This is a genomic window from Mesorhizobium caraganae (genome assembly GCF_016836705.1).
Classification (GTDB): Bacteria; Pseudomonadota; Alphaproteobacteria; order Rhizobiales; family Rhizobiaceae; genus Mesorhizobium; species Mesorhizobium caraganae.
This window is the reverse complement of the sequence record NZ_JAFCGY010000020.1, coordinates 53,723-74,934: the sequence shown is the minus strand read 5'-3', so window position 1 is coordinate 74,934 and position 21,212 is coordinate 53,723. Positions and strand designations below refer to the sequence as shown.

The 21,212-nt window shown below is 63.5% G+C and carries 20 protein-coding genes; 14 read left to right on the top strand and 6 right to left on the bottom strand.

What is annotated here, in order from left to right; all coding sequences use genetic code 11:
• Positions 1-295: 295 nt before the first annotated feature.
• Positions 296-766, bottom strand: coding sequence for a DUF6314 family protein (locus JQK88_RS25675; RefSeq protein ID WP_203279850.1), 471 nt, complete (start codon positions 764-766; stop codon positions 296-298).
• A 449-nt stretch (positions 767-1,215) separates the two neighbouring features.
• On the opposite strand from JQK88_RS25675, the gene JQK88_RS25670 reads away from it, so the two are divergent.
• Positions 1,216-1,578 carry a hypothetical protein gene (locus JQK88_RS25670; RefSeq protein ID WP_210388381.1) on the top strand — a complete coding sequence of 121 codons (363 nt, stop codon included), beginning with the start codon at positions 1,216-1,218 and terminating at the stop codon, positions 1,576-1,578.
• A 113-nt stretch (positions 1,579-1,691) separates the two neighbouring features.
• Here JQK88_RS25670 and JQK88_RS25665 read toward each other — a convergent pair whose 3' ends face one another.
• Positions 1,692-2,465 carry an SDR family NAD(P)-dependent oxidoreductase gene (locus tag JQK88_RS25665; protein WP_192248292.1) on the bottom strand — a complete coding sequence of 258 codons (774 nt, stop codon included), beginning with the start codon at positions 2,463-2,465 and terminating at the stop codon, positions 1,692-1,694.
• A gap of 147 nt (positions 2,466-2,612) precedes the next feature.
• On the opposite strand from JQK88_RS25665, the gene JQK88_RS37020 reads away from it, so the two are divergent.
• From JQK88_RS37020 to JQK88_RS25655, 3 genes are all read left to right on the top strand, one after another.
• A complete protein-coding gene (locus JQK88_RS37020) occupies positions 2,613-2,744 on the top strand; it encodes a hypothetical protein (RefSeq protein WP_281434900.1) in 132 nt (43 codons plus the stop codon).
• Positions 2,745-2,929: 185 nt separating this feature from the next.
• Positions 2,930-4,324, top strand: a complete 1,395-nt coding sequence (locus JQK88_RS25660) for a multicopper oxidase family protein (RefSeq protein ID WP_192248286.1) — start codon at positions 2,930-2,932, stop codon at positions 4,322-4,324.
• A 130-nt stretch (positions 4,325-4,454) separates the two neighbouring features.
• On the top strand, positions 4,455-5,768 hold the full coding sequence (locus JQK88_RS25655; protein ID WP_192248283.1) for an NAD(P)H-dependent oxidoreductase: 1,314 nt from the start codon (positions 4,455-4,457) through the stop codon (positions 5,766-5,768).
• Between the two features lie 3 nt (positions 5,769-5,771).
• Here the strand turns inward: JQK88_RS25655 and proC are convergent, their stop codons facing one another.
• The 3 genes from proC to JQK88_RS25640 form a co-directional block, all read right to left on the bottom strand.
• Positions 5,772-6,587, bottom strand: a complete 816-nt coding sequence (gene proC / locus JQK88_RS25650) for a pyrroline-5-carboxylate reductase (RefSeq protein ID WP_192248280.1) — start codon at positions 6,585-6,587, stop codon at positions 5,772-5,774.
• 85 nt (positions 6,588-6,672) lie between these two features.
• A complete protein-coding gene (locus tag JQK88_RS25645) occupies positions 6,673-7,992 on the bottom strand; it encodes an O-antigen ligase family protein (RefSeq protein ID WP_203279849.1) in 1,320 nt (439 codons plus the stop codon).
• On the bottom strand, positions 7,961-8,959 hold the full coding sequence (locus tag JQK88_RS25640; RefSeq protein WP_203279848.1) for a glycosyltransferase family 2 protein: 999 nt from the start codon (positions 8,957-8,959) through the stop codon (positions 7,961-7,963). Before JQK88_RS25640 ends, JQK88_RS25645 begins: the two co-directional genes overlap by 32 nt.
• A 171-nt stretch (positions 8,960-9,130) precedes the next feature.
• Here JQK88_RS25640 and JQK88_RS25635 point away from each other — a divergent pair, with 171 nt between their 5' ends.
• The 7 genes from JQK88_RS25635 (at position 9,131) to JQK88_RS25605 (ending at position 15,151) form a co-directional block, all read left to right on the top strand.
• Positions 9,131-10,303 carry a glycosyltransferase gene (locus JQK88_RS25635; protein WP_203279847.1) on the top strand — a complete coding sequence of 391 codons (1,173 nt, stop codon included), beginning with the start codon at positions 9,131-9,133 and terminating at the stop codon, positions 10,301-10,303.
• Positions 10,300-11,094 (top strand): WecB/TagA/CpsF family glycosyltransferase, encoded by a 795-nt coding sequence (locus JQK88_RS25630; protein WP_192248268.1) that lies wholly within the window; start codon positions 10,300-10,302, stop codon positions 11,092-11,094. Before JQK88_RS25635 ends, JQK88_RS25630 begins: the two co-directional genes overlap by 4 nt.
• Positions 11,091-12,020: a DUF6492 family protein gene (locus JQK88_RS25625; RefSeq protein WP_192248264.1), complete on the top strand. Its 930-nt coding sequence runs from the start codon at positions 11,091-11,093 to the stop codon at positions 12,018-12,020. The genes JQK88_RS25630 and JQK88_RS25625 overlap by 4 nt, the downstream gene beginning before the upstream one ends.
• Positions 12,021-12,232: 212 nt before the next feature.
• A complete protein-coding gene (locus tag JQK88_RS25620) occupies positions 12,233-12,562 on the top strand; it encodes an ArsR/SmtB family transcription factor (RefSeq protein WP_192248261.1) in 330 nt (109 codons plus the stop codon).
• Entirely contained in the window at positions 12,559-13,026 is a 468-nt protein-coding gene (locus JQK88_RS25615; RefSeq protein ID WP_192248258.1) for an SRPBCC domain-containing protein, read from the top strand. Before JQK88_RS25620 ends, JQK88_RS25615 begins: the two co-directional genes overlap by 4 nt.
• Entirely contained in the window at positions 13,019-14,587 is a 1,569-nt protein-coding gene (locus JQK88_RS25610; RefSeq protein WP_203279846.1) for an MFS transporter, read from the top strand. The genes JQK88_RS25615 and JQK88_RS25610 overlap by 8 nt, the downstream gene beginning before the upstream one ends.
• Before the next feature lie 36 nt (positions 14,588-14,623).
• Positions 14,624-15,151 (top strand): DUF417 family protein, encoded by a 528-nt coding sequence (locus JQK88_RS25605; RefSeq protein WP_203279845.1) that lies wholly within the window; start codon positions 14,624-14,626, stop codon positions 15,149-15,151.
• Between the two features lie 8 nt (positions 15,152-15,159).
• Here JQK88_RS25605 and JQK88_RS25600 read toward each other — a convergent pair whose 3' ends face one another.
• Positions 15,160-16,455, bottom strand: a complete 1,296-nt coding sequence (locus JQK88_RS25600) for a lipopolysaccharide biosynthesis protein (RefSeq protein WP_203279844.1) — start codon at positions 16,453-16,455, stop codon at positions 15,160-15,162.
• 198 nt (positions 16,456-16,653) lie between these two features.
• Here JQK88_RS25600 and JQK88_RS25595 point away from each other — a divergent pair, with 198 nt between their 5' ends.
• The 3 genes from JQK88_RS25595 to JQK88_RS25585 all read left to right on the top strand — a co-directional run bounded on the left by JQK88_RS25595 (position 16,654) and on the right by JQK88_RS25585 (position 21,153).
• A complete protein-coding gene (locus tag JQK88_RS25595) occupies positions 16,654-19,008 on the top strand; it encodes a GumC family protein (RefSeq protein ID WP_203279843.1) in 2,355 nt (784 codons plus the stop codon).
• A gap of 229 nt (positions 19,009-19,237) precedes the next feature.
• Positions 19,238-20,137, top strand: a complete 900-nt coding sequence (folD, locus tag JQK88_RS25590; protein ID WP_192248244.1) for a bifunctional methylenetetrahydrofolate dehydrogenase/methenyltetrahydrofolate cyclohydrolase FolD — start codon at positions 19,238-19,240, stop codon at positions 20,135-20,137.
• A 53-nt stretch (positions 20,138-20,190) separates the two neighbouring features.
• Entirely contained in the window at positions 20,191-21,153 is a 963-nt protein-coding gene (locus JQK88_RS25585; protein WP_112561945.1) for a GlxA family transcriptional regulator, read from the top strand.
• The last annotated feature ends 59 nt before the right edge of the window (positions 21,154-21,212 follow it).

The following is a 21,212-nucleotide window of genomic DNA, read 5'->3' as shown; positions in this document are numbered from 1 at the left end:
AACGGCGGCAAGCGTGTCTGTTTTCCATTTAAGCGAAACCCCGGCAGAGCCGGGGTTTCCTTGAGGGACGTTCAACTCGACGCATGGGGCCTTTCCGGCTCGATCTACGAGGTCATGACTTCGTCATCTACTTGCCTAGGCCAAGCTGGTTCATCAGGTCCTGGTTGTCCCAGAACAGCCATTCGTGATCCAGGCCGACTGGTACCGATCCTGGAAGGCTGGAGCATGACCGGCTTCAGCCTCTACGCAATCTATCTCAGTCGGAAATTCCTGCCTGCGAAAGTCCGGGTCTTGATCAACTACCTGGAAGAGGTTTCGCGCGCTCAACATCCCCGGCATCTAGGCGACGAAACCGGCTGAGGCTCGCGTAGTTCTTGCGCGGCCCTTTGACCCGCCACGCCTCGGCCCATTCGTCGGGGCCGCGAAACAAGAAGCGCCCGGCATAGACATCGGCGCCGCAATGATGCTGGACGATCTGTGTTGCCTTCGGCTCGAGCTCGATGAAGTCGCTCCCGTCGGCACGAAGAATCCGTATCGAACGGTCGCGCCGCTCAAGCCGGTAAGCCCGGCTCGCCGGCATCGCATGAGCGCCGATTTGCATGACGCCGCGCTCGGTAAATGCATCCGCGGTCACCACGGCGTTGCCGGTGAAATTGTATGTCGCACCGGCAAGGAAATCGATCATCGTGCGGCGGACCGTCCAGTCGCCGGCAAGGCTGTCGGCGATGCTCTGCCACGGCCTGGCGCCGGCCGCATCTTCGGTCAAATAGATGCGATCCACATTATACCCGTAACAATACCGCGCTTCGTGTCATGGATAACATTAAAGGCCCGGACAGCGTCGGGCAAAGCCATTCGATCGTGACGCCTGTCAGGGTCGTAAGACCGGGGTGACTTCGTTTCATAACGGTCGTTTGACACCAGGCTCCAGCCTTGCATGGCGGCATGCATGCAGGACGTGCCGCATCCGGGCCGCCGGCGGAGGTGACGATCATGTCCGACCTCCGGCATTCCAACCTCCGGCGCGTGGCGCCGGAGGTCATTGCAAGCCGAGGCGAGCGGCCCAACGGCCTCAGCGCCGCGTGGCCATTTCACCATCCTGACAAAAACGCGCAGACGGTCGTGTTACGGTGCCGATGGTGCTCGCCGCACCACGTTGCGCCTGCCATTGCGTGAAGAGGAGATAGTGTCACGTCCAGGATCAATCGCCGCGCCTTGCTGTTTCAATCGGGTGGCGCCGTTGTCACGTCGACCATTGTGGCGAGAGCCGCCGTCGCAAAGCCATCGCCACAGGAACAGCAATCGTCCAATCACCTGCAAGGGCTGATCGAAACCCACCGGGCAGCTTACGTTGCCTTCGGCAAGGTCGTTCGCGACGTGCGCGCTGACCGCTCAGACCGCGAAAGAGCGAGCCGGGATGAGGAGAAGGCGTTGCTGGCCATCTGCGCTTATCCCGCGGCTGGAGAAGGCGACCGCTTGGCCAAGGCTCGATATCTCCTGGAGATAGAGGCCCGCGGCGAACTTGACCTTCCGGTGCATATGCAGACGCTTTTGCGTTCGACGATGTCGAAGAGATAGCACCGGCGCGAAGGCCGCTTCCACCTGTGGGCCTGGTCGCCGTCGCCAATGGCGCCATCCATTCCGCCGGCGCGCCTGCCGCGCTTTTGACCGCGGCACGGATGCCGGGCGCTCTAAGCCACCGACCAGCCGCCATCGACCAGGATGTTGGCGCCGGTGATCAGCGAGGCCGCCGGCGAGGCCAGGAACACCACGGTTCCGGCAACGTCGATCGGGTCGCCGATGCGGCCGAGCGGAATGTGGCCGAGCACATGGGCGTGGAACTCCGGCTCGGCCAGCGAGGGCCGCGTGCCATCGGTCCAGATGAAGGTCGGCGCCACGCTGTTGACGGCGATGCCGTGCTGCGCCCATTCGGCGGCCAGGCAGCGGGTCAGATGGTTTATCGCCGCCTTGCTCATGCAGTAGATGGCCTCGCCCTTCAGCGTCACCGTGCCAGCCTGCGAGCTGATGTTGATGATGCGCCCACCTTTCTGCGCAATCATCAGCTTCGCCACCGCCTGGGTGGTGAAGAAGGTGCCCTTAAGGTTGACGTTCACCGTCAGGTCGAAATCGTCCTCGGTGACGTTCTCGGCCAGGTTTTCCGGCCCGAGCCCGACATTGTTGACCAGCACGTCGATGCGGCCGAAGGCGGTATGCGCCTCGGCGACCGCCTTTCGCACGCTGGCAAGATCGGTCGCATCCATATGCACGGCAAGCGCTCGCCGGCCGATGCGCTCGATCTCCGCAACAAGCTCGGCCCCGTCGGCCTTGCTGCGCACGCCCACGATCATGTCGGCGCCAGAGCCGGCGCAGGCCAGCGCACAGGCGCGGCCAATGCCGCGTGAGGCCCCGGTGACCAGCACCACCTTGCCGGCAAGGTCGAATTTCGGCGTGTAATCCGTTGTCATTGCAAACCCTCCCTTAAGAAGCCGTCAAGCCTGAATTGCATTATCCGGCGGCCATGCTGAACAGTATCCGCTCGCAAGCTGAAAGCCAGCCGGCGCCGTGCGCATCACGTGCTGGTCGATCTGGGCGCGGCCCGCAAGGACAAAGCGATGGCCGAGGAAGCCATCGCCGCTTGTCAGGAGGCGCTCGGCATCTTCCGCGACAAGAAGATGGACGATCTCGCCGCCGGTTCGGAAAAGAACCTCGCCGAAGCGCAGGCGCTGCTCGCCGAACTGCACTGAAACTGGAGTGCCGCGCTCCGGCGGGCGGACGAATGGGCGTGACGCCGGCATTAACGCTATAGCGCAAGTAAATGTCATCGGCTCGCCATGGCATGACAGGGAAGCGATGTGGCAGTATCGGCACTTGCGCCGGTTGCCGTCACCATCCACGACACTGGCGCGACAATGTTCAGTTGGAGCGCTAGATGACTGTAGTCACCCGCCGCAGGCTTCTAAAAACAGCCGCGGTAGCCGGCGTCGGCGGGGTCGGTCTTGCGGCGATGGCCAGGCTCGGCGGCTGGGCCGCGGCCGCTCCGGAGCCGGTGGTGCTCAAGACGGCAAAGATCCAGGCGAAGTTCATGGATGTCGGCGAGACCCGGGACGTGCTGACTTATGGTGAAGCCGGAATGCCGCCGGTGTTGCGGATGAAAAAGGGCGAGCCTTTCGCCGCGCGCCTCGTCAACGCCATCGACGATCCGACGACCATCCACTGGCACGGCATTCGCGTTCCAAACAAGATGGACGGCGTCCCCTTCCTGGTTCAGCCCTACGTCTATACCGGCGATCATTTCGACTACGCCTTCACGCCGCCCGATGCCGGCACCTTCTGGTATCACCCGCATTGCAACACGCTGGAGCAGATGGGCCACGGCCTGACCGGCGTGATCGTGGTCGAGAATCCCAACGATCCGAAATTCGACGCCGAGGCGGTCGTCAATCTGCGCGACTGGCGGCTCGGCGACGACGCCCAGTTCATCCAGCAGTTCCGCCCGCGCGATGCCGCAAAAACCGGAACCTATGGCACGGTGCGCACCGCCAACTGGCTCGACCAGCCGCAGTTCGACGCGCCGGCCGGCGGGCTGGTGCGCCTGCGGGTCGCCATCACCGACGTCACCCGCATCTACGCCTTTCGCGTCGAGGGCGCCGAGGCCGCGGTCATCGCGCTCGACGGCAATCCGGTGCCGCAACGTTTTTCGCCCGATGCCTTGCTGCTTGGACCGGGACAGCGCATAGACCTCGCCATTCGCATGCCCGACCAGGAGGGCGCCATCGTCAATCTGGGCGACGTCAGGGGCACCAAGCCCAAGACGCTCGCCACCTTGCGCAGCACCGGCAGCTCGCTCAAGCGGGACCTGCGTGATCTCCCGCCCCTAGAGGTCAACCCCGTGCCGGAGGTGGATCTCGCCAGCGCCAGGCATATTGCGCTCTCGCTCAGCGCCACGGCCGAAAACGTGCCGAGCGATAGCATATGCGGCTCGCTCGGCTACAGTTTCTGGGCCATCAACAAGGTGCCATGGCCCGGCGACACGCCGGACCCGACCGCACCCTTGGCCGAGTTGAAGCTCGGCAAAGGCTATGTCATCGACATGGAGAATCTGACGCCGCAATCGCATCCGATCCATCTGCACGGCATGAGCTTCAAGGTTCTGTCGTCGTCGACGCGCCAGGTGCAGCCGGTAATCTCCGACACCTATCTCATTCAGCCCAATGAGAAGGTGCAGCTCGGCTTCGTCGCCGACAATCCCGGCGACTGGCTGCTGCACTGCCACATCATCGAGCATCAGAAATCAGGCATGACGAGCTACGTCAGGGTGGTGTGACGCCGCACCTGTTCCTGTTCGACGGGGCGTATTGTCGGAGAAATTGCCACTGTCCGCCGGTTTCGTTGGCAAAGCAGGGTCGTTCCCTGCTATTCCCGCCTGCAAATCAAGAAGCCGTGGACACGCTTGCATGACCAATGTTGCCCTGACCGGACTGGCCCGCGATCTCGCCAGGCGCGCCGCCGAGGGCAAGCCGGTGCGCATCGGCGTCATCGGCTCCGGCGAAATGGGCACCGATCTGGTCACGCAAGGCATGCTGATGCCGGGCATTTCGATCTGCGCCATCTCGACGCGCCGCCCGCACACCGCGCGTGACGCCATCCGCATCGCCTACGGCGACGAAGCGATGGTGGTCGAGGCCGACACGGCATCGAAAGTCACCACCGCGATCGAGTCGGGGAAAATCGCCATCACCTCGAACGAGACGCTGGTCACCAATCCGCTGATCGACGTCGTCATCGACGCCACGGGAAAGCCCGGTGTCGCCGCAGATTTCGACCTCAAGGCAATGGAGCATGGCAAGCATCTGGTGATGATGAACGTCGAGGCCGATGTCACCATCGGCTGTTATCTCAAGCAGCAGGCCGACCGGCTCGGTGTCGTCTATTCGGTCGGCGCCGGCGACGAGCCGTCGAGCTGCATGGAGCTGATCGAGTTCGCCTCGGCGCTCGGCTACACCATCGTCTCGGCTGGCAAGGGCAAGAACAACCCACTCAACCACGATGCCGTGCCGGACGACTATCGCGAGGAAGCGATCCGCCGCAACATGAACCCGCGCATGCTGGTCGAGTTCGTCGACGGCTCGAAAACCATGGTCGAGATGTGCGCCATCGCCAACGCCACCGGACTGGTGCCCGATGTGCCTGGCATGCACGGCCCCAAGGCCGACCGCGACCAGCTGGCAAAGGTGCTCATTCCACGCGCCGATGGCGGCATCCTGTCGAAGAAGGGCGTGGTCGATTACACCATCGGCAAGGGCGTGGCGCCCGGCGTCTTCGTCATCGTCGAGGCCACGCATCCGCGCATCGTCGAGCGCATGGACGATCTGCATATCGGCCATGGTCCCTACTACAGCTTCTTCCGGCCCTATCATTTGACCTCGCTGGAAGTGCCGCTGACCGCGGCGCGCATCATGCTTTACGGCCGGCCCGACATGGTGCCGCTGCCGAAGCCGGTCGCCGAAGTCTGCGCGGTCGCCAAGCGCGATCTCGCCGTGGGCGAAACGTTCGATGCCATTGGCGAGACCTGCTACCGTTCCTGGACCATGACCGCTGAAGAGGCGCGCGCCCACCGCGCCGTGCCGGTCGGCTTGCTCGAGGGTGGCAAGGTGCTGAAACCGGTCAGGAAAGGCGAATTGCTGACCACGGACAATGCCACGCCCGACCAGACGACAAGGCTGTACGCCCTGCGCAAGCTGCAGGATGAGATGCTTTACGGGGGCTGAAGTCTACTTCCCGAGTTCAACCGACCGCAGCCGCGCGGCTTCCACCGCCTCGGTCAGCAGCTTCGTCAGCCGCTCCTCGCCCATCAGCACCGCAAGCGCCGCGGCTGTCGTGCCGTTGGGGCTGGTGACCTGCTGGCGCAGCAGGCCGGGCTCCTCGCCGCTTTCGGCGGCGAGTGCTGCGGCGCCATAGACGGTCTGCATGGCGAGCAGCCTGGCGGTCTCGGTCGGCAGCCCGGCTTTCTCGGCGGCAACTGTCAGCGCCTCGATGAAGTGGAAGATGTAGGCCGGACCGGAACCCGAAACCGCCGTCACCGCATCCATCAGGCCTTCATCGTCGATCGTCGTCACCACCCCGCTCGCCGACAGCAGCTCGGCGACGAAACGGCGGACATCGTCGGTCACCAGCGGGTTGGAATAGACCACCATCATGCCTTTGCCGATCGCGGCCGGCGTGTTCGGCATGCAGCGGATGATCGGCGCGAGATGGCCGAGGATATGCTCGAACGTGGCGACCGGCGTGCCGGCAGCGATGCTGACGAAGGTGGTCCTGCCGTCGGCGAAACGCTTGTAGGCAGCGGTGACGTCGCGGATCACTTGCGGCTTCACGGCGATGACGACGAGGTCGGGCTCAGCCTCGACCGGGATGCCGTCGGCATCCTCGGCGACACCGCAGCCAAGATGCTCGGCGCGCTTGCGCAACTCGGCATTGGGCTCGACCACGAACACGGCATGCGGCGCAAGCTTGCCGGATTTCAGCCAGCCCGCCAGCATGGCGTAACCCATATTGCCGCAGCCGGCGAGAACAAGCCTGATCGTCATTGAGAGCCTCCGAGACAAGCTTCTCCTTAAACGCTCACCGACGGGCGGGGAAGACCCTCAAGGCTGGCTGGATCAGGCCAGCCGGTCAAGGTCGCCGGCGCACCGCGATCGGCCGCAGCGACACTTGCCTCAGGCCAAGCACGCCGAGCACGAAGAACAGCCAGACCGGGTCGCCGCGATGAAAAAAGAAGCTTTCGAGGAAAGCGTTCAGCGCCGTGAACAGCACCACCATCATGAAGAAATCACCGAGATAGATGTTCTCCTTGCGCGGCGGGATGCGCATGTAGTCGCGCAGCGGCGCGATCAGGAAGGTGTAGACGGCCACACAAAGCGCCGGAATGCCCATCAGCACGGCGATGTCGAGATAGCCGTCATGGCCGTGCACGATGGTCCTGATGTCCCAGGGCCGGTCGAAAGGCTGGTCCTGGCTGAGCAGCAGCGGCGTGCCCCAAAAACTTTCATAGCCGTAGCCGGTCCACGGCTTCTTCGCCAGCATCTCGCCCGAGAACTCCCACAGCGTCGTGCGCCCTGTATAGGTGAGGTCGGGGAAGTAGGTCGCCGCCAGCTCCTTGACCGGCGGGATGAAGACGATGCCGAGCGTGCCGATCGCCGTCGCGATGATCGCCAGCGCAAACAGGACCGGTGTGCCGAACCGCATTCCGATGAGGCCGGGCAGCACCACGATCAGGATCGAGAACGGCACCAGGCCGGCCGTCGTCTTGGAGCCGGTGTGCAGCATGAAGACCATCGCCGCGCCGAAGATCGCCACGCCCCAGAATTTCTGGCCGCGCCGGAAGAGATAGAGACCGGCAAAACTGAAGCAGGCCATGATCGGCCCGGCGATGTTCTTGTGGGCGAAGACGCCGCGCCACAGGCCGGCATGTTCGGGCTCCTGCGAATCGGCCGTGTGCAGGGCTTCATGCGGAAAAACGATGAGGCCGATATAGGACAGGCCGATAACGACGACTGCGCAGAAGATGATGACTTTCGAAAAACTGTCGGCGTCGCGCGGCAGCACCAGGACCGTCGCTATCGTCAAGACGCCGAGCAGCGTGAAGAAGGCCGCGCGCATCGCCGAGGACGGGTCGGTCGCGTTGATGACCGAGAGCATGAAAAATCCGAGCATCAAGATCCAGGACGGGCTGAGCAACGAGCGCACCACCTTGGGGTCGGCGAACGTCAGCAGTGAGAAGATCGAAATGGCGCCGAGCGAACTGAAGCCGAGCTGGTTGACGATGTCGCCTCCGTCGCCGGTCAGTTCCGCACCTGCCGGCTGAAACGGCCGGAACGACACGATGATGACGGCAAACAACAGCGCGGCAATCGCCGTCGCCACGCCGTCGCGGGTGACGATGCCGCCCAGCAGCAGCTCGTCAGTTTTTCTCAGGCTGCCTGTATTGCTCATTGGCGTATCCGAATTCGGCAAGCACGCGGCCGAGCGCGACATAGACGGGATAAAGCGCCGTCGACGGGGAGCCTGTTCGCGCCAGCTTGACTGCACCGCGCAGCGGCGAGGCGGCAAGAAGCGCCAGGCTTTTAGCAAAAACCTTAACCCCGGCCAACGGTGTGCCGGCGCGTTTCTTCTTCTCGACCAGTGTCGAGATCACGCCGTTGCGCAAGGATCGGGCACGGATCCAGTCGGCCTCGACGCGCCTGGCCGGGACGCCTTCGCGCACCTTGGCCTCGGCGCACCAGCCAAGCACGAACCCTTTCTGCGCCGACCGGCTGAGAAAGTCGGAATCGCCGCCACCCATGAAATTGAAGCGGAGGTCGAGGAAGGGCGGCCCCATGGTGGTGAGCACGTTGCGCCCGACCAGAAGATTGCCCGAGGAATAGAGCGCCGCAACGCGGCCAGTTTCGCGATAGGGCGGCGCAAACACCGGGTGCTCGGCCCATTTCGCATGGGCCGGATCGGCAAACACCGGTACTTGCGGCCCGCCGACAATGTCGGCGCCGAGCGTCTCCGACGCCTTGCACATGCGCTCCAGCCAGTCGGCGTCGGCGATCTCGTCATCGTCGATGACCAGCAAATGCCTGAAGTCCGGAAAATGCAGGATCGCGGTCTGCCAGCCGGCATTGTAGGCGCTGCAGTTGCCGCGCTCATGCGCGATGATGACCATGCCCGTCATATCGCCGCGCTCGAACAGCGGCGCTGCCGCCTTGGCGCCTTCACGCGCATCGGCTTCGTTCTCGATGACGATGACGGCAAAACGCCTGGCAGTCGTTTGCGCCTTGAGCGACGCCAGCGTTTCCAGGAGCAGTTGCGGCCGCTTGAAAGTCGGCAGCGTGACGACGGCTTCGATGGTGTCGGCGACGAGCTCCGGAGAGCGTCCCGCGATCGATACCGAACCATCCGATGGCAAAGGGATCATCCGCTCCAGCCGCATGTATTAAATCTGGCTTCCGATAGCACCGCGATGATAACGTTTCGTTAATCACCTTTCGCAGCGAGCCTGCTGATCGGTGCCTTTCATCCGTTGCGTTGCGTGACTTAATCAAGGGTTCACCCAGCTTTGATAGTGGCTGACGCCTGGATAGGTGAGATGCATCTGCTGTTCGCCACATCGATCGTGCCCGACGGCGCACTCGCTTCGGGCTATGAGATCTCCAACGCTGCGATCATCGCCGCCTTGCGGCGCGTCGGCGTGCGCGTCACCGTCATCGGCTTCATCTGGCCGGGCAAGGCGGCAAGCGACCCCGAAAACACCATCGTGCTCGGCGCCGTCGATGTGCGCACGGAAAGCGCATCGGCGATGCGGAAGCTCGCCTGGCTCGGCAAGGCGATGCTGTCAGGACTCACCTTCGCTTCCGTGAAGCTGCGCGCGGTTTCCGACAGCGAAGTCCGCGCCGCCATCGAACGTTTCGGCCCTTTCGACGGCTATGTCCTGAATTCCGTGCAGTTCGCTGGCGCCTTTGAAAAACTGTTCGCCGACCGCCCATCGATCTTCGTCGCCCACAATGTCGAACATGCTTCGGCCAGGGAGAATGCGGCCGCAGCAAACAGTCGCTTCCAGCGCCTGCTGTTTGCCCGCGAGGCGAGGCTCCTCAAGACCATGGAAGAGCGGCTCTGCCGCCGGGCCCGCTTCGTCTTCACGCTGGCCGAGGAAGACCGCGCCGCACTCGGCGTTGCCTCCGACGACCGCTCGGCGGTGCTGCCGCTGGTGACCACTGCCACGGCGCCCAAGCCGGTAAAGCCGCGCCGCATCGATTGCGACGCGGCACTGATCGGCACCTGGACCTGGCAGCCGAACCGCATCGGCCTCGACTGGTTCCTGGAAAAAGTCGTGCCACATCTCAGGCGGAATTTTCGCATCAGGATCGCCGGGAACATGCCGTCCGATATCACCTCCGCGCATCCCGGCGTCGAATTCGTCGGCCGCGTGCCCGACGCGCAGGCTTTCGTGCGCGGCGCCGCCGTCATCCCGCTGATCAGCACCGCCGGCAGCGGCGTGCAGCTCAAGACCATCGAAACCTTCGAGCTCGGCCTGCCATCGGTCGCTACCAGCCGCTCGCTGCGGGGCATCGACCATCGCCCGGCCAATTGCGTGGTGTCGGACGATCCGGCCGCCTTCGCCGGCGCGCTGGAAGCGGCGGCGGCCGATGTCAGGGATGTCGACGGCAGCGCCTTCCATCGCAGTCAAATGAAGGCGCTCGATGCCGCCATCAGGCTCGGCCTGGAAAGGCTCGGACCGGTCGGGCAGGAGGTGTTTGCATGAACATGCACACCGCCCGCGCCGCCCTGGGGCTCGATACGCTGAAGATGATCCTCGGCATTTCGGTCCTCGCCATCCGCTGGGATGACGCGATCGCGCTGCTGGCCCGGCTGATTGCCGAGCGCCACTTCACCAAGGTCAGTTTTCTCAACGCCCACAATGCCAACATCGCCTATACCGATCCGGTCTTTGCCGAAGCGCTCGACGATTTCCTCATCCTGCCCGACGGCGTCGGCGTCGACCTGGCGGCAAAGCTGCTCTATGGCGCGCCATTCCCGGACAATCTCAACGGCACGGATTTCATTCCAGCCTTTCTGCAGGCATCGGCAAGGCCGCTGACCGTCGGGCTGCTTGGCGCCACCCGCGCCAACGCCGAGGCGGCGTCGATCAAGCTGGCGGCGCTGGCCGTGCAGCACAAATTCGTCGTCATCCATGACGGCTATTTCTCGCCCGCCGAAGAGCAGGCGATCGTCGACCGCATCGAGGCGTTGCGGCCCGACGTGCTGCTTGTCGCCATGGGCGTGCCGCGTCAGGAATTGTGGATCGCCCGTCATATCGACGCTCGCCACTGCACGCTGCCGATCGCCGTCGGCGCGCTGCTCGATTTCCTATCCGGCTCCGTGCCGCGAGCGCCGCTGTGGATGCGCCAGCTGAGGCTCGAATGGCTGTTCCGCCTGTGCATCGAGCCGGGCCGGCTGTGGCGCCGCTACGTCGTCGGCAATCCGGTGTTTCTGTGGCGTGCCGTCAGGCAGAAATTCTCGCATCGACCCAGGCCTGCCGGAGAGTTGCGGTGAACAGCCGCTTCGTGCCTGATGCCGCCGCCGACACGGGCGTCCTGCCGCAGACGCCGACAGCGGCGGTGGTGACCGCCAGCTATGCGCCGGATTTCGAGCGCTGCCGTCTGTTGTGCGAGACCCTCGACCGCCATGTCTCCGGCGTGGCGCATCACTACATACTGGTTGAGCATCGCGACGTGGCGCTGTTTCGCCAGTTGGAAAACGGCCGCCGCACCGTCGTCGACGAACGCGACCTGCTGCCGCGCTGGCTGCGTGTGTTCGACGATCCGATGAGCCTGTTTCGCCGCCGCATCTGGCTCAGTTTCAAGACCCAGCCGCTTCGCGGCTGGCATGTGCAGCAGCTGCGCCGCATCGCCATCGCTGCGCATGCGGCAGAAGACGTGCTGGTCTTCTGCGATTCCGACGTCGCGTTCGTCAAACCATTCGATCTGAGCGCCTTCTGGCACGACGGCAAGGTGCGGCTGTTCCGGCGCGACGGCGTGCTGTCGAGCGAGGGTCACGACGAGCATCGCATCTGGTCCCGCAATGCCGCTGCAGCGCTTGGCATCGATCCATCCGAAGTTTCGACCCACGACTATATTTCGACGCTGATCGCCTGGCGCAGGCAGACGGTGATGGCGATGTGCGCCGAGATAGAGAAGGTCCACGCGCGCGGCTGGGTCGAAGTCATCGGCTCGGCGCGCCGATTCTCCGAATGCATGATCTACGGCCGTTATGTCGACGATGTGCTGAAGGGCGCCGGCCATTTCCACGGCTCGGAAGAATTCTGCCGTGTGCATTGGACCGGTGAAGCGCTGTCGGACGACGAATTCCGCAGCTTCGTCGCCGCCATGGCGCCGGAACAGGTGGCGATCGGCATGCAATCCTTCATCGGCACCGATATCGGCCGCATCCGCCGTCTGATCGGGCTGGATTGGTCCTAGAGCCAACCCAGTCACTCTGAACGACCGAGTTCACCACCCTTTTCCAAGGGGAATTCTGACCGCCTCTATCCCGACATTGGCGGCCATTCGTCAAATGGACAGTTCGAACGGATAGGCCGCATCGCTGAAAGGCGCGCCACGCTTGACAGCAAGCAGCCAACCCAGTATTTAACGATAACGTTATATAACAACAATGTTAAATACAGGGACCGATGGACCACCTCAGCTCTACCTTTGCAGCCCTTGCCGATCCTACGCGGCGCGCCATCCTGGCGCGCCTGACCTCGGGTGAGGCAACCGTTAACGAACTGGCCGAGCCGTTCGATATAAGTGGTCCGGCCATCTCAAGGCATCTCAAAGTGCTGGAGCGCGCCGGTCTGATCGCCCGCGGCCGCGAGGCGCAATGGCGTCCATGCCGGCTCGAAGCTGATCGGCTCAAAGAGATCGACGATTGGCTCGATCGTTACCGCAAGTTTTGGGAAGAACGCTTCGATCGCATCGACGACTATCTACGTGATCTTCAGCAAGGAGGTGAAGAATGACCCCAGCAACTGAACCGAAGAAAGAGCTGGATCGCGAACTCGCAATTGATCGCGTTTTCGACGCGCCGCGTGCGCTCGTCTTCAAAATCTGGACCCAGCCGCAGATCGTCAGGCTGTGGTGGGGCCCACGCGGCTACACGACGCTTTCATGTGTGATGGATCTGCGACCCGGTGGAATTTGGCGGGTCAGTTCGCGCGGCAAGGATGGTTCTGAGACCGCCGAGCAGGGCATATTTCGCGAAGTTACCGAGCCTGAGCGTCTGGTTTTCACCCATGCGTGGGAGACCGAGGATGGCACCCCCGGCCACGAAACGCTGGTGACGGTGACGTTTGCCGAACACGAAGGCAAGACCAGGATGACTTTCCACCAGGCCCCCTTCACCTCAGTCGAAATCCGCGACGGCCATATCCAAGGCTGGAGCGAGAGCTTCGACATGCTGGCGGAGCATCTGGCAAATGTCTGATGTCACCGCGCTTCCCAGAGCAACACGGCGCGAATGGACCGGGCTCGCCGTCATCGCATTGCCGTGCCTTCTTTATTCGATGGATCTGACGGTTTTGAACCTGGCCGTACCGCATCTGAGCGCCGACCTGAAACCGTCTAGTTCGCAATTGCTCTGGATCGTTGACATTTACGGCTTTCTCCTTGCCGGGAGCCTGATCACGATGGGCACATTGGGCGACCGCATCGGCCGCCGCAGGCTGCTGTTGATCGGTGCGGTAGCATTTGGAATGGCTTCGGTTTTTGCTGCGTTCTCCACAAGCGCCGAAATGTTGATCATCGCGCGCGCGCTGCTCGGGATTGCCGCGGCGACGCTTGCGCCGTCCACCCTTTCGTTGATCCGCAACATGTTCCTCGACCCGAAGGAGCGCACGGTTGCAATCGGCGTCTGGATTGCCAGCTTTTCTGCAGGCGGCGCCATCGGTCCGCTGGTCGGAGGTATCCTGCTTAGCTATTTCTGGTGGGGTTCCGTGTTCCTCGTCGCGGTCCCGGTCATGGTCGCGTTGCTGGTGCTCGCTCCGATGGTCCTGCCAGAGTATCGTGATCCCGAAGCGGGTAGGCTCGACATTCTGAGCGCCGCGCTATCGCTCGTCCCTGTACTTTCGGTGATCTATGGCATCAAGCGGATCGCCGAATACGGATTGGGGCGGGAGGCGGCCTTCTCCATTGTTTTCGGCCTGGCCGTCGGCGCAGCTTTCGCGTTGCGTCAGCAGAGGCTGAGAAATCCCCTGATCGATTTGGGGCTCTTTCGCTCGCGCGCCTTTAGCGCCTCATTGGTGGTGAACGTTCTCGGCTTCTTCGTCGCGTTCGGATCGTTCCTCTTTACCGCGCAATATCTCCAGCTGGTGCTGGGGATGGGACCCTTTGAAGCCGGCTTGTGGACCGTGCCTTCCGCCTTCGCTTTCATCGCCGGTTCGACGCTGACCCCAATCGTGGCTGCCAGGGTTCGTCCGGCCTATGTGATGGCTGCCGGCCTGGCGCTCGCGGCGACAGGCTTTCTCGTATTGACCCGCGTTGGCGGACAGGCCGATCTCGCAGTTATCGTAACTGGCTACAGTGTCTTCTCGCTTGGCCTCGCGCCGGCGTTCACTTTGGCCACAGACATCATCGTGGGGACCGTTGAACCCGAGCAGGCCGGCGCTGCCTCCGGCATCGCGGAAACCAGCAGCGAGTTGGGCGGCGCACTCGGCATCGCGGTTCTCGGCAGCATCATCACCGCCGTCTATCGCAGCGGCATGACCGGGGTGGTCGCGGACGGGGTAGCCGTGCAACAAATCGATGCCGCCCAGGACACGCTAGGAGGCGCCGTGGCAGTCGCCATGGCCTTGCCCGATGAACTCGGTTCCGATCTGCTCGACAAAGCGCGAGAGGCGTTCGCTTTGGCGTTCCAGACGGCTGCCGGTATCTGCGCCCTGATAGTGCTGGCGGCAGCGATCCTTGCCGGGGTTCTGCTGCAAGGCGTGAGCGCTGGGGCCGGGCAGCAGCCGATGAACGCCTCAACACCACTGAGTCCTGATCTCTAACTCATGACACCGTCGGTATCCAACAGGAGGAAATTCATGTCGGCTCTCAAAACATCAGGGATTGACCTTCAAAACGGCTCTCTCACGAGGCCATTGGCCACAACGATCAGGAAAGTCGGCCGGATCGTTGCCTTGGCTGGAGTCATATTACCGCTTCTCTTGATCGGCGGCATGAAATTTACTCAGGTTGAGATCGAGGCGCTGAAACCGCTGATCAGCGGCACGCCGTGGCTTGCCTGGATGTATCCGGTGTTAGGTGAAGCCGGCACCTCCTATGTTCTTGGCGTCATCGAGATCGCGACCGCGCTTTTGCTGATCGTCGGCCCTTGGTCGGCGCGCGCCGGCGTGGCCGGCGGGGCCTTGGCCGCCCTGACTTTCCTGGTAACCTGTTCTATCATGATCGCCCTGCCGATCTGGGAACCTACTCTGGGCTTTCCGGCACTCGGTCCCGTTGGTCAGTTCCTGATCAAGGACATCGCGCTGCTCGGCATCGCACTTGTCGTATTGGGCGAAAGCCTGGGCAGGTTGGACGGAGAGGCTGCCCAGGCGCATCCAGCTGATTGAGTTTGACCCTAAATAGCCTTTGCCGGCTTGCGCATCGCCGAGTAGGTCAGCAGCGCCGAGGCGAGATAGAGCAGCAGGAAGACGACATTGAGCGACAGCACCAGCGTGGGCGTGTCGGCGATCGCGGTCAGCACATAGGTCAACAGCACCGCCTTCAGCCCGGCCAGCAGGCCGAGATTGAGTGCGCGGATCGCGGTCTGGCCACGCGCGAACAGAAGCTCGGCGTGATATTCGACCAGGTTGCGCAGTCCCGGCACGCCGATTGCCAATGCCACCAGCGGTGCTGCCTCGGCGACATTCCGGCCAAGCGCATTGGGGAAGAAATGCAGCACGATGCCGAGTGCCGCCAGTGCCAAAGTCGACACCAGGAACACGCCGGCTTCGATGCCGCTTTTGACCCGCAGTCGCGACAACAGCTCCGGCGCCCGCATCATGCGCTGCACCAGCATCATCGAGAAGGTGCGGATCGGGATCGCCGTCAGGTCGACCAGCCGCATGATGATGGCATAGATGCCTGCCAGATGCGGCCCGCCGATCGCCAGCACGAGCAGCTTGTCGAATTCCGACTGCAGGTAGAACAGCACTTCGGCGCCGGCGACATAGATCGAATCGGCCAGCCGCCGCAGATACAGCTCGGTGCGCAGCCTGAGCCGCTGGCGTGGATAGTAGAAGCCGAAGGCGAGCAGCAGCGAGGCGGCGTTGGCGCCGATGTAGAACAACGACCACACCCAGACGCTGTGCTGCCCCGACAGCATGAACAGCACCGCGCCCAGCGCGCGGAACGCCGTGGTCACGATCGACAGCACGGCGGCGCGGCCGAATTTGCCGAGCCCGTTGTTGACGATCAGCACGACCTCGACCGGCCGCCACAAAAGTGCTTCGGCAAAGACGATTGCGGCAAAGACGGCCAGCGGCACGGTGCTGGCGAAGAAGATCAGGTAGACGCCGTAGGAGGCGGCCGCCAGCAGCGGCAACGACACGGCGCCAAGCAGCAGGAAGCCGGCGGTGAAGGTGCCGATCAGGTTGGGTCGGATGGTGGCGGTGCGGTAGAGCGCCGAGATGAAGCCGAAGGCGAGGATCCGCGACAGCATGACACCGGCCGCCGATGCCGTGGCGAACATGCCGAACTCGGCGATCGACAGCGTGTTGGCGAGTGCGATGAAATAGGCGAGCGAGAACACCAGCCGCCCGCCGGCGCCACTGATCGCCGAGAGATAGTCGCGGACCAACCCCCGTCGTTCGGCAACGAAGGTACCGATCCGGGCGAATGTCCGCCTTTGCGGTGTGTCGCTAGCCTGCATCATGTCGAGGAAAGCCATAGGCGGGAAAGTTTAACGTGCGGTTCTGACCGCCCTTTTACGCATTCGATAATGTACGGCAGACGCGAGAAACTTCGGCTTCGGACCAAGGAAATTAACCTTTTGTTTCCCATGCCTGTTTAGCGTGGCTTAACGATTGGCCGACCGCCGCTCCCAAGCCGCCAAGGGTAAAGTTTCGAGACAATGGTCGACAGGGAAAACCGTGAAGACTGGAGGCGCGAGCGCTCCCTCCTGGCGCTCGGCAAAGCTGTGCGCGGCGACGAGGCGGCGGATGCATCGCCGGTCTCTATCGGTGACCGGGCCGATCCGTCATGGCGCGAGGACGCCGCAACGCGTCACCGGATCGCCCGCTCGCAGCGCGAGGCGCGGTCGAATCCCGCGCCAGCGTCACCGCCCGAGCCGCCACGAGCCGACCGCGAACCCGTTTCGGGCGAGCCATGGTCGTCGGCAGACGAGGCCGTTCGCTACAAGCACGCCAGGCCGCCCGAAGCATCTGATTTTAGACCGCGTGACGAGGCTACCCGGTTCGAAGCCTACCGTTCGCAACCCGCTTATGAGCCCCGCTATGCCGACGAGCAGCGGCGGGACCGCGACGATGACGACGATCAGGAATGGAAGCCGCTGATAGACCCGCTACAGGTCGTCCGTGGCATCACCCGGTCCAAGCTGTTGATCGTCTCGACGACGATACTGGGGACGGTGCTCGGCATCGCCATCGCCGTGTCGACGCCCAAGAAATACGAGGCCACAACCGAAATAGTCATCAACCCGGGTGACCTGAACCTTTCCAATACCGATCTGACCCAACCGGTCGGGCAACCCGACGCGGCGCTCGCCGTCGTCGAAACCCGCATCAAGATGGTGACATCAGGCAATGTCCTCGACAAGGTCGTCGCGGACCTAAAGCTCGCCGACAATCCGGAGTTTAACGGGCAGGGTTCCGGCGGTCTCAGCGTTATGTCGCTCATCCGCTCGATCTTGTCGCGCCAGGACGGACCGGCCGGCGAAGACAAGATTCGCCAGGCGCTGGCCGTGCGCAATCTGGCCGAGAGCCTGTCGGTCGAGCGCAGCGGCAAGAGCTTTGTCGTTTCCATCAGCGCCAAGACGCAGGACCCAAAGCTGTCGGCGGATATCGCCAACACGACGAGGGACGTCTTCCAGGACCAGGCTGCCGAAGACCAGTTCGGTACGGCCGGACGCGCGACAAAGCAACTGACGGCCAAGCTCGCAGATTTGCGAAACGACGTCGAGATGGCCGAGCGCAAAGTCGAGGATTTCAGGGCCACGCATGATCTCGTCGACGCGCAGGGCCATTTGATCAGCGACGACCAGATGCTGAAGCTCAACGACCAGCTGTCCCTTGCCCGTGCCCACACGCTGGAACTCAATGCCCGGGCGGCGTCGGCGCGTTCGCTGGACGTCAATTCGGTTATCAACGGCACTCTGCCGGAAGAGATCAACTCCAACACGATGAGCGAATTGCGCTCGCAATATGCGACATTGAAACAGGATGCCGACCGCGCCTCCGTGCGGCTTGGCCCGCGCCATCCTGAGTTCCAGGCGCTCAATGCCCAGCTCGCTGGCGCGCGCGAACGCATCGCCGGGGAACTGCGCCGCATCGCCTCGTCGCTGCAGGTCGACTTGAAGCGCGCGGTCCAGCTCGAGCAGGATCTTGCTTCTCGCCTGGCGCAGGCAAAGGTCCAGAGCGGTGACGTCAACAGCGACCTCGTCACCTTGCGCGAATATGAGCGCGATGCCACCGCCAAGCGCGCCGTCTATGAACAATATCTGCTGCGCGCCAAGGAGACCGGCCAGCAGGAAAACATCAACACCACCAACATCAGTAAGTGGACCGAGGCTCGCCCCCCGCTCGAAGCCGCCGGGCCATCGCGGGCTGTGATCGCGCTTGCCGGCCTGCTGCTCGGCCTTGCTTCCGGCATCGGTCTCGGCGCCCTGCGCGGCGCCTTTGCAAGCCTGCGCGACGCCGCCAATTCGCGTTCGCGCGGCAGAATGAACGAGCGCCGGCTACCCGTCGAAGACAAGGGCTATCGCGCGCCGCCGCCTGTGGCGCCGCTGCCTGCAACACCTCCGGTGCCGCCGGCCGGGACCGCTTCCGCCCTGGCGCCCGGTCTGTTTGGTGGAATGTTTTCGGCTGTGCGCAAAGCCATGCCAGGCGGCGGGACGCAGCAGGAAAAACCCGCCAGGACAAGCCGTGTCCAACCAGCCGCGCCGGCCATCGCTGAGCGCGCAAGGCCGATGCAGGAGCCTGTGGGCTATCGTCAGCCGGACTTCCCGCACGAGGTTCCACACGCCTATGAGCAGCAGCCCGGCTACGCGCAACCGGGTCGACCGGCTGACTACGCCTATTCGCAGGCCCAGCCGATGCCGGCAGCGTCAGAGCAGTCTTCTCCGTGGCCCGCCGAGGCGGCGCCGGACGACCAGCAGGCGCAAATCGACGATATCCGCGCCGGCCTGCGCGAATTTCGCGAGGCTGTGCGCGAACTCACCGAAAACCGTTCGCGCCGCCGCTATTTCTGACCCCGCCGGCACGGAATAAAAACTGCCGGTTTCGAGTTTACGGCATCTGACGGCGCTTTGACGGGATTGCCTGGGTCAAATTTCGTGAAAATGCCGCGCAGCATGGCGCTCAAAAAGCGCTGCCGTCGGGCTTGACCCGAATGGGCGGAACGTTTGGAACAACGACATGCACGAAACAACGTTCAAGGCGCGCGGCGCGCCTTGGCTGGAATGATATCGAGGATGGTTCATGGCCGAAGTGATTGATGGAAAGAGCGTCGCCGAAGACGTGGTTCAGAAGGTCAAGGCCTTGACCGCGGACCTGATCGCCAAGGGCAGGGCCAAGCCCGGCCTGGCGGTGGTCATCGTCGGCGAGGATCCGGCAAGCCAGGTCTATGTCGCTTCTAAGTCGCGCACCGCCAAGGAATGCGGCTTTCATTCGCTGCAGCACACGCTGCCGGCCGACACGTCCGAAGAGGCACTGCTGAAGATCATCGGCGAACTCAATGCCGATCCGGCCGTCAACGGCATCCTGGTGCAGCTGCCGCTTCCCGCCCATATCGATGCCGGCAAGATCATCCAGGCCATCGCGCCGCAAAAGGATGTCGACGGCTTCCACTTCATCAATGTCGGCAAGCTCGGCACCGGCGAACTCGAGACCGCCTTTGTGCCCTGCACGCCGGCGGGCTCCATGCTTCTGATCGAACGCGTGCGCGGCAAGGATCTTTCCGGCCTTAATGCGATCGTTGTCGGCCGCTCCAACATTGTCGGCAAGCCGATGGCCAATTTGCTGCTTGCCGCCAACTGCACCGTCACCATTGCCCATAGCCGCACCAAGGACTTGCCGGCGCTGGCTCGCACGGCCGATATTCTGGTGGCCGCCGTCGGCCGGCCTGAAATGGTCAAGGGGGACTGGGTCAAGCCGGGCGCCACGGTGATTGATGTCGGGATCAATCGCGTTCCGGCACCCGAGAAGGGCGAAGGCAAAACCCGCCTCGTCGGCGATGTCGCCTATGCCGAGGCGGCGAAGGCCGCTGGCGCCATCACCCCGGTGCCCGGCGGTGTCGGACCGATGACCATTGCCATGCTGATGGCCAATACGTTAGCCTCAGCCTACCTTGCGGCCGGCTTGAAGCGGCCTTCCTTCTGACCCAGAAAGCAGCTTCTTTGCCGAACCCCATTGTTCCCTCTGAACGGCCGGTCATGGATGATCCCGTTCAAGGCGGACGGCAATTCGCGTTCCTGCTGGTCGACAAGTTTTCGATGTTTTCGCTGGCCGCGGCAATCGACACTTTCCGCTCGGCCAACCGCCTGCTCGGTCGCGATTTTTACGGCTGGACCACAGTCTCGGCCGACGGCGATCCGGTCATGGCCTCCAACGGCCTGCCGCTCAAGATCGACTATGCCGTGGCCGACCTGCCGCCGGTCGACATCCTGTTCGTGTCGGTGGGCTTGTCGATCGAATTCCCCGGCAAGAGCAAGGTGCTGGCGGCGCTGCGCAGCTGGGGTCGGCGCGGCAACGCGCTCGGCGCGCTGTCTGTCGGTTCCTATCTGCTCGCCGAAGCCGGCCAGCTCGAAGGCTATCGCTGCACCATCCATTGGGAAAACCGCGCCGGATTCGTCGAGCGCTTCCCCGATATCAACTGCACCGGCAATGTCTTCGAGATCGACCGCAAGCGCTATACCTGCGCCGGCGGCACCACCTCGATCGACCTGATGCTGGAGATCGTGCGCGGCGATTTCGGCTCGAACCTCGCCAATGGCGTCGCCAACCAGTTCCAGCATGAGCGCATCCGCTCCGCCGGCGACCGCCAGCGCGTCGGGCCGGAACGTGACCTTACCGGCAAATCGGAGAAGCTCAGGCGCATCGTCGAACTGATGGCCGACCATCTCGACGAGCCGCTATCGGCGGTGCAGCTTGCCAAGTCGGCGGGCCTGTCGGTGCGCCAGGTCGAGCGCCTGTTCCTGCGCCATTTGAGCGTCACGCCCGGCCGTTATTACATGCGGCTCAGGCTCGAGCGGGCGCGCGAATTGCTGCGCCAGACCAACATGCCGATCCTCGATGTGGCGATCGCCACCGGCTTCACCTCGCACTCCTATTTCGCGCAGAGCTACCGGCTGCAGTTCGGCCGTCCACCTTCCGAGGAGCGGCGCACCACCTACTGATGCGGTGCTGAGCCAGCCTCAGAACAGGCCTTGGCCCGGGGCCGATCCTGTTACACTGC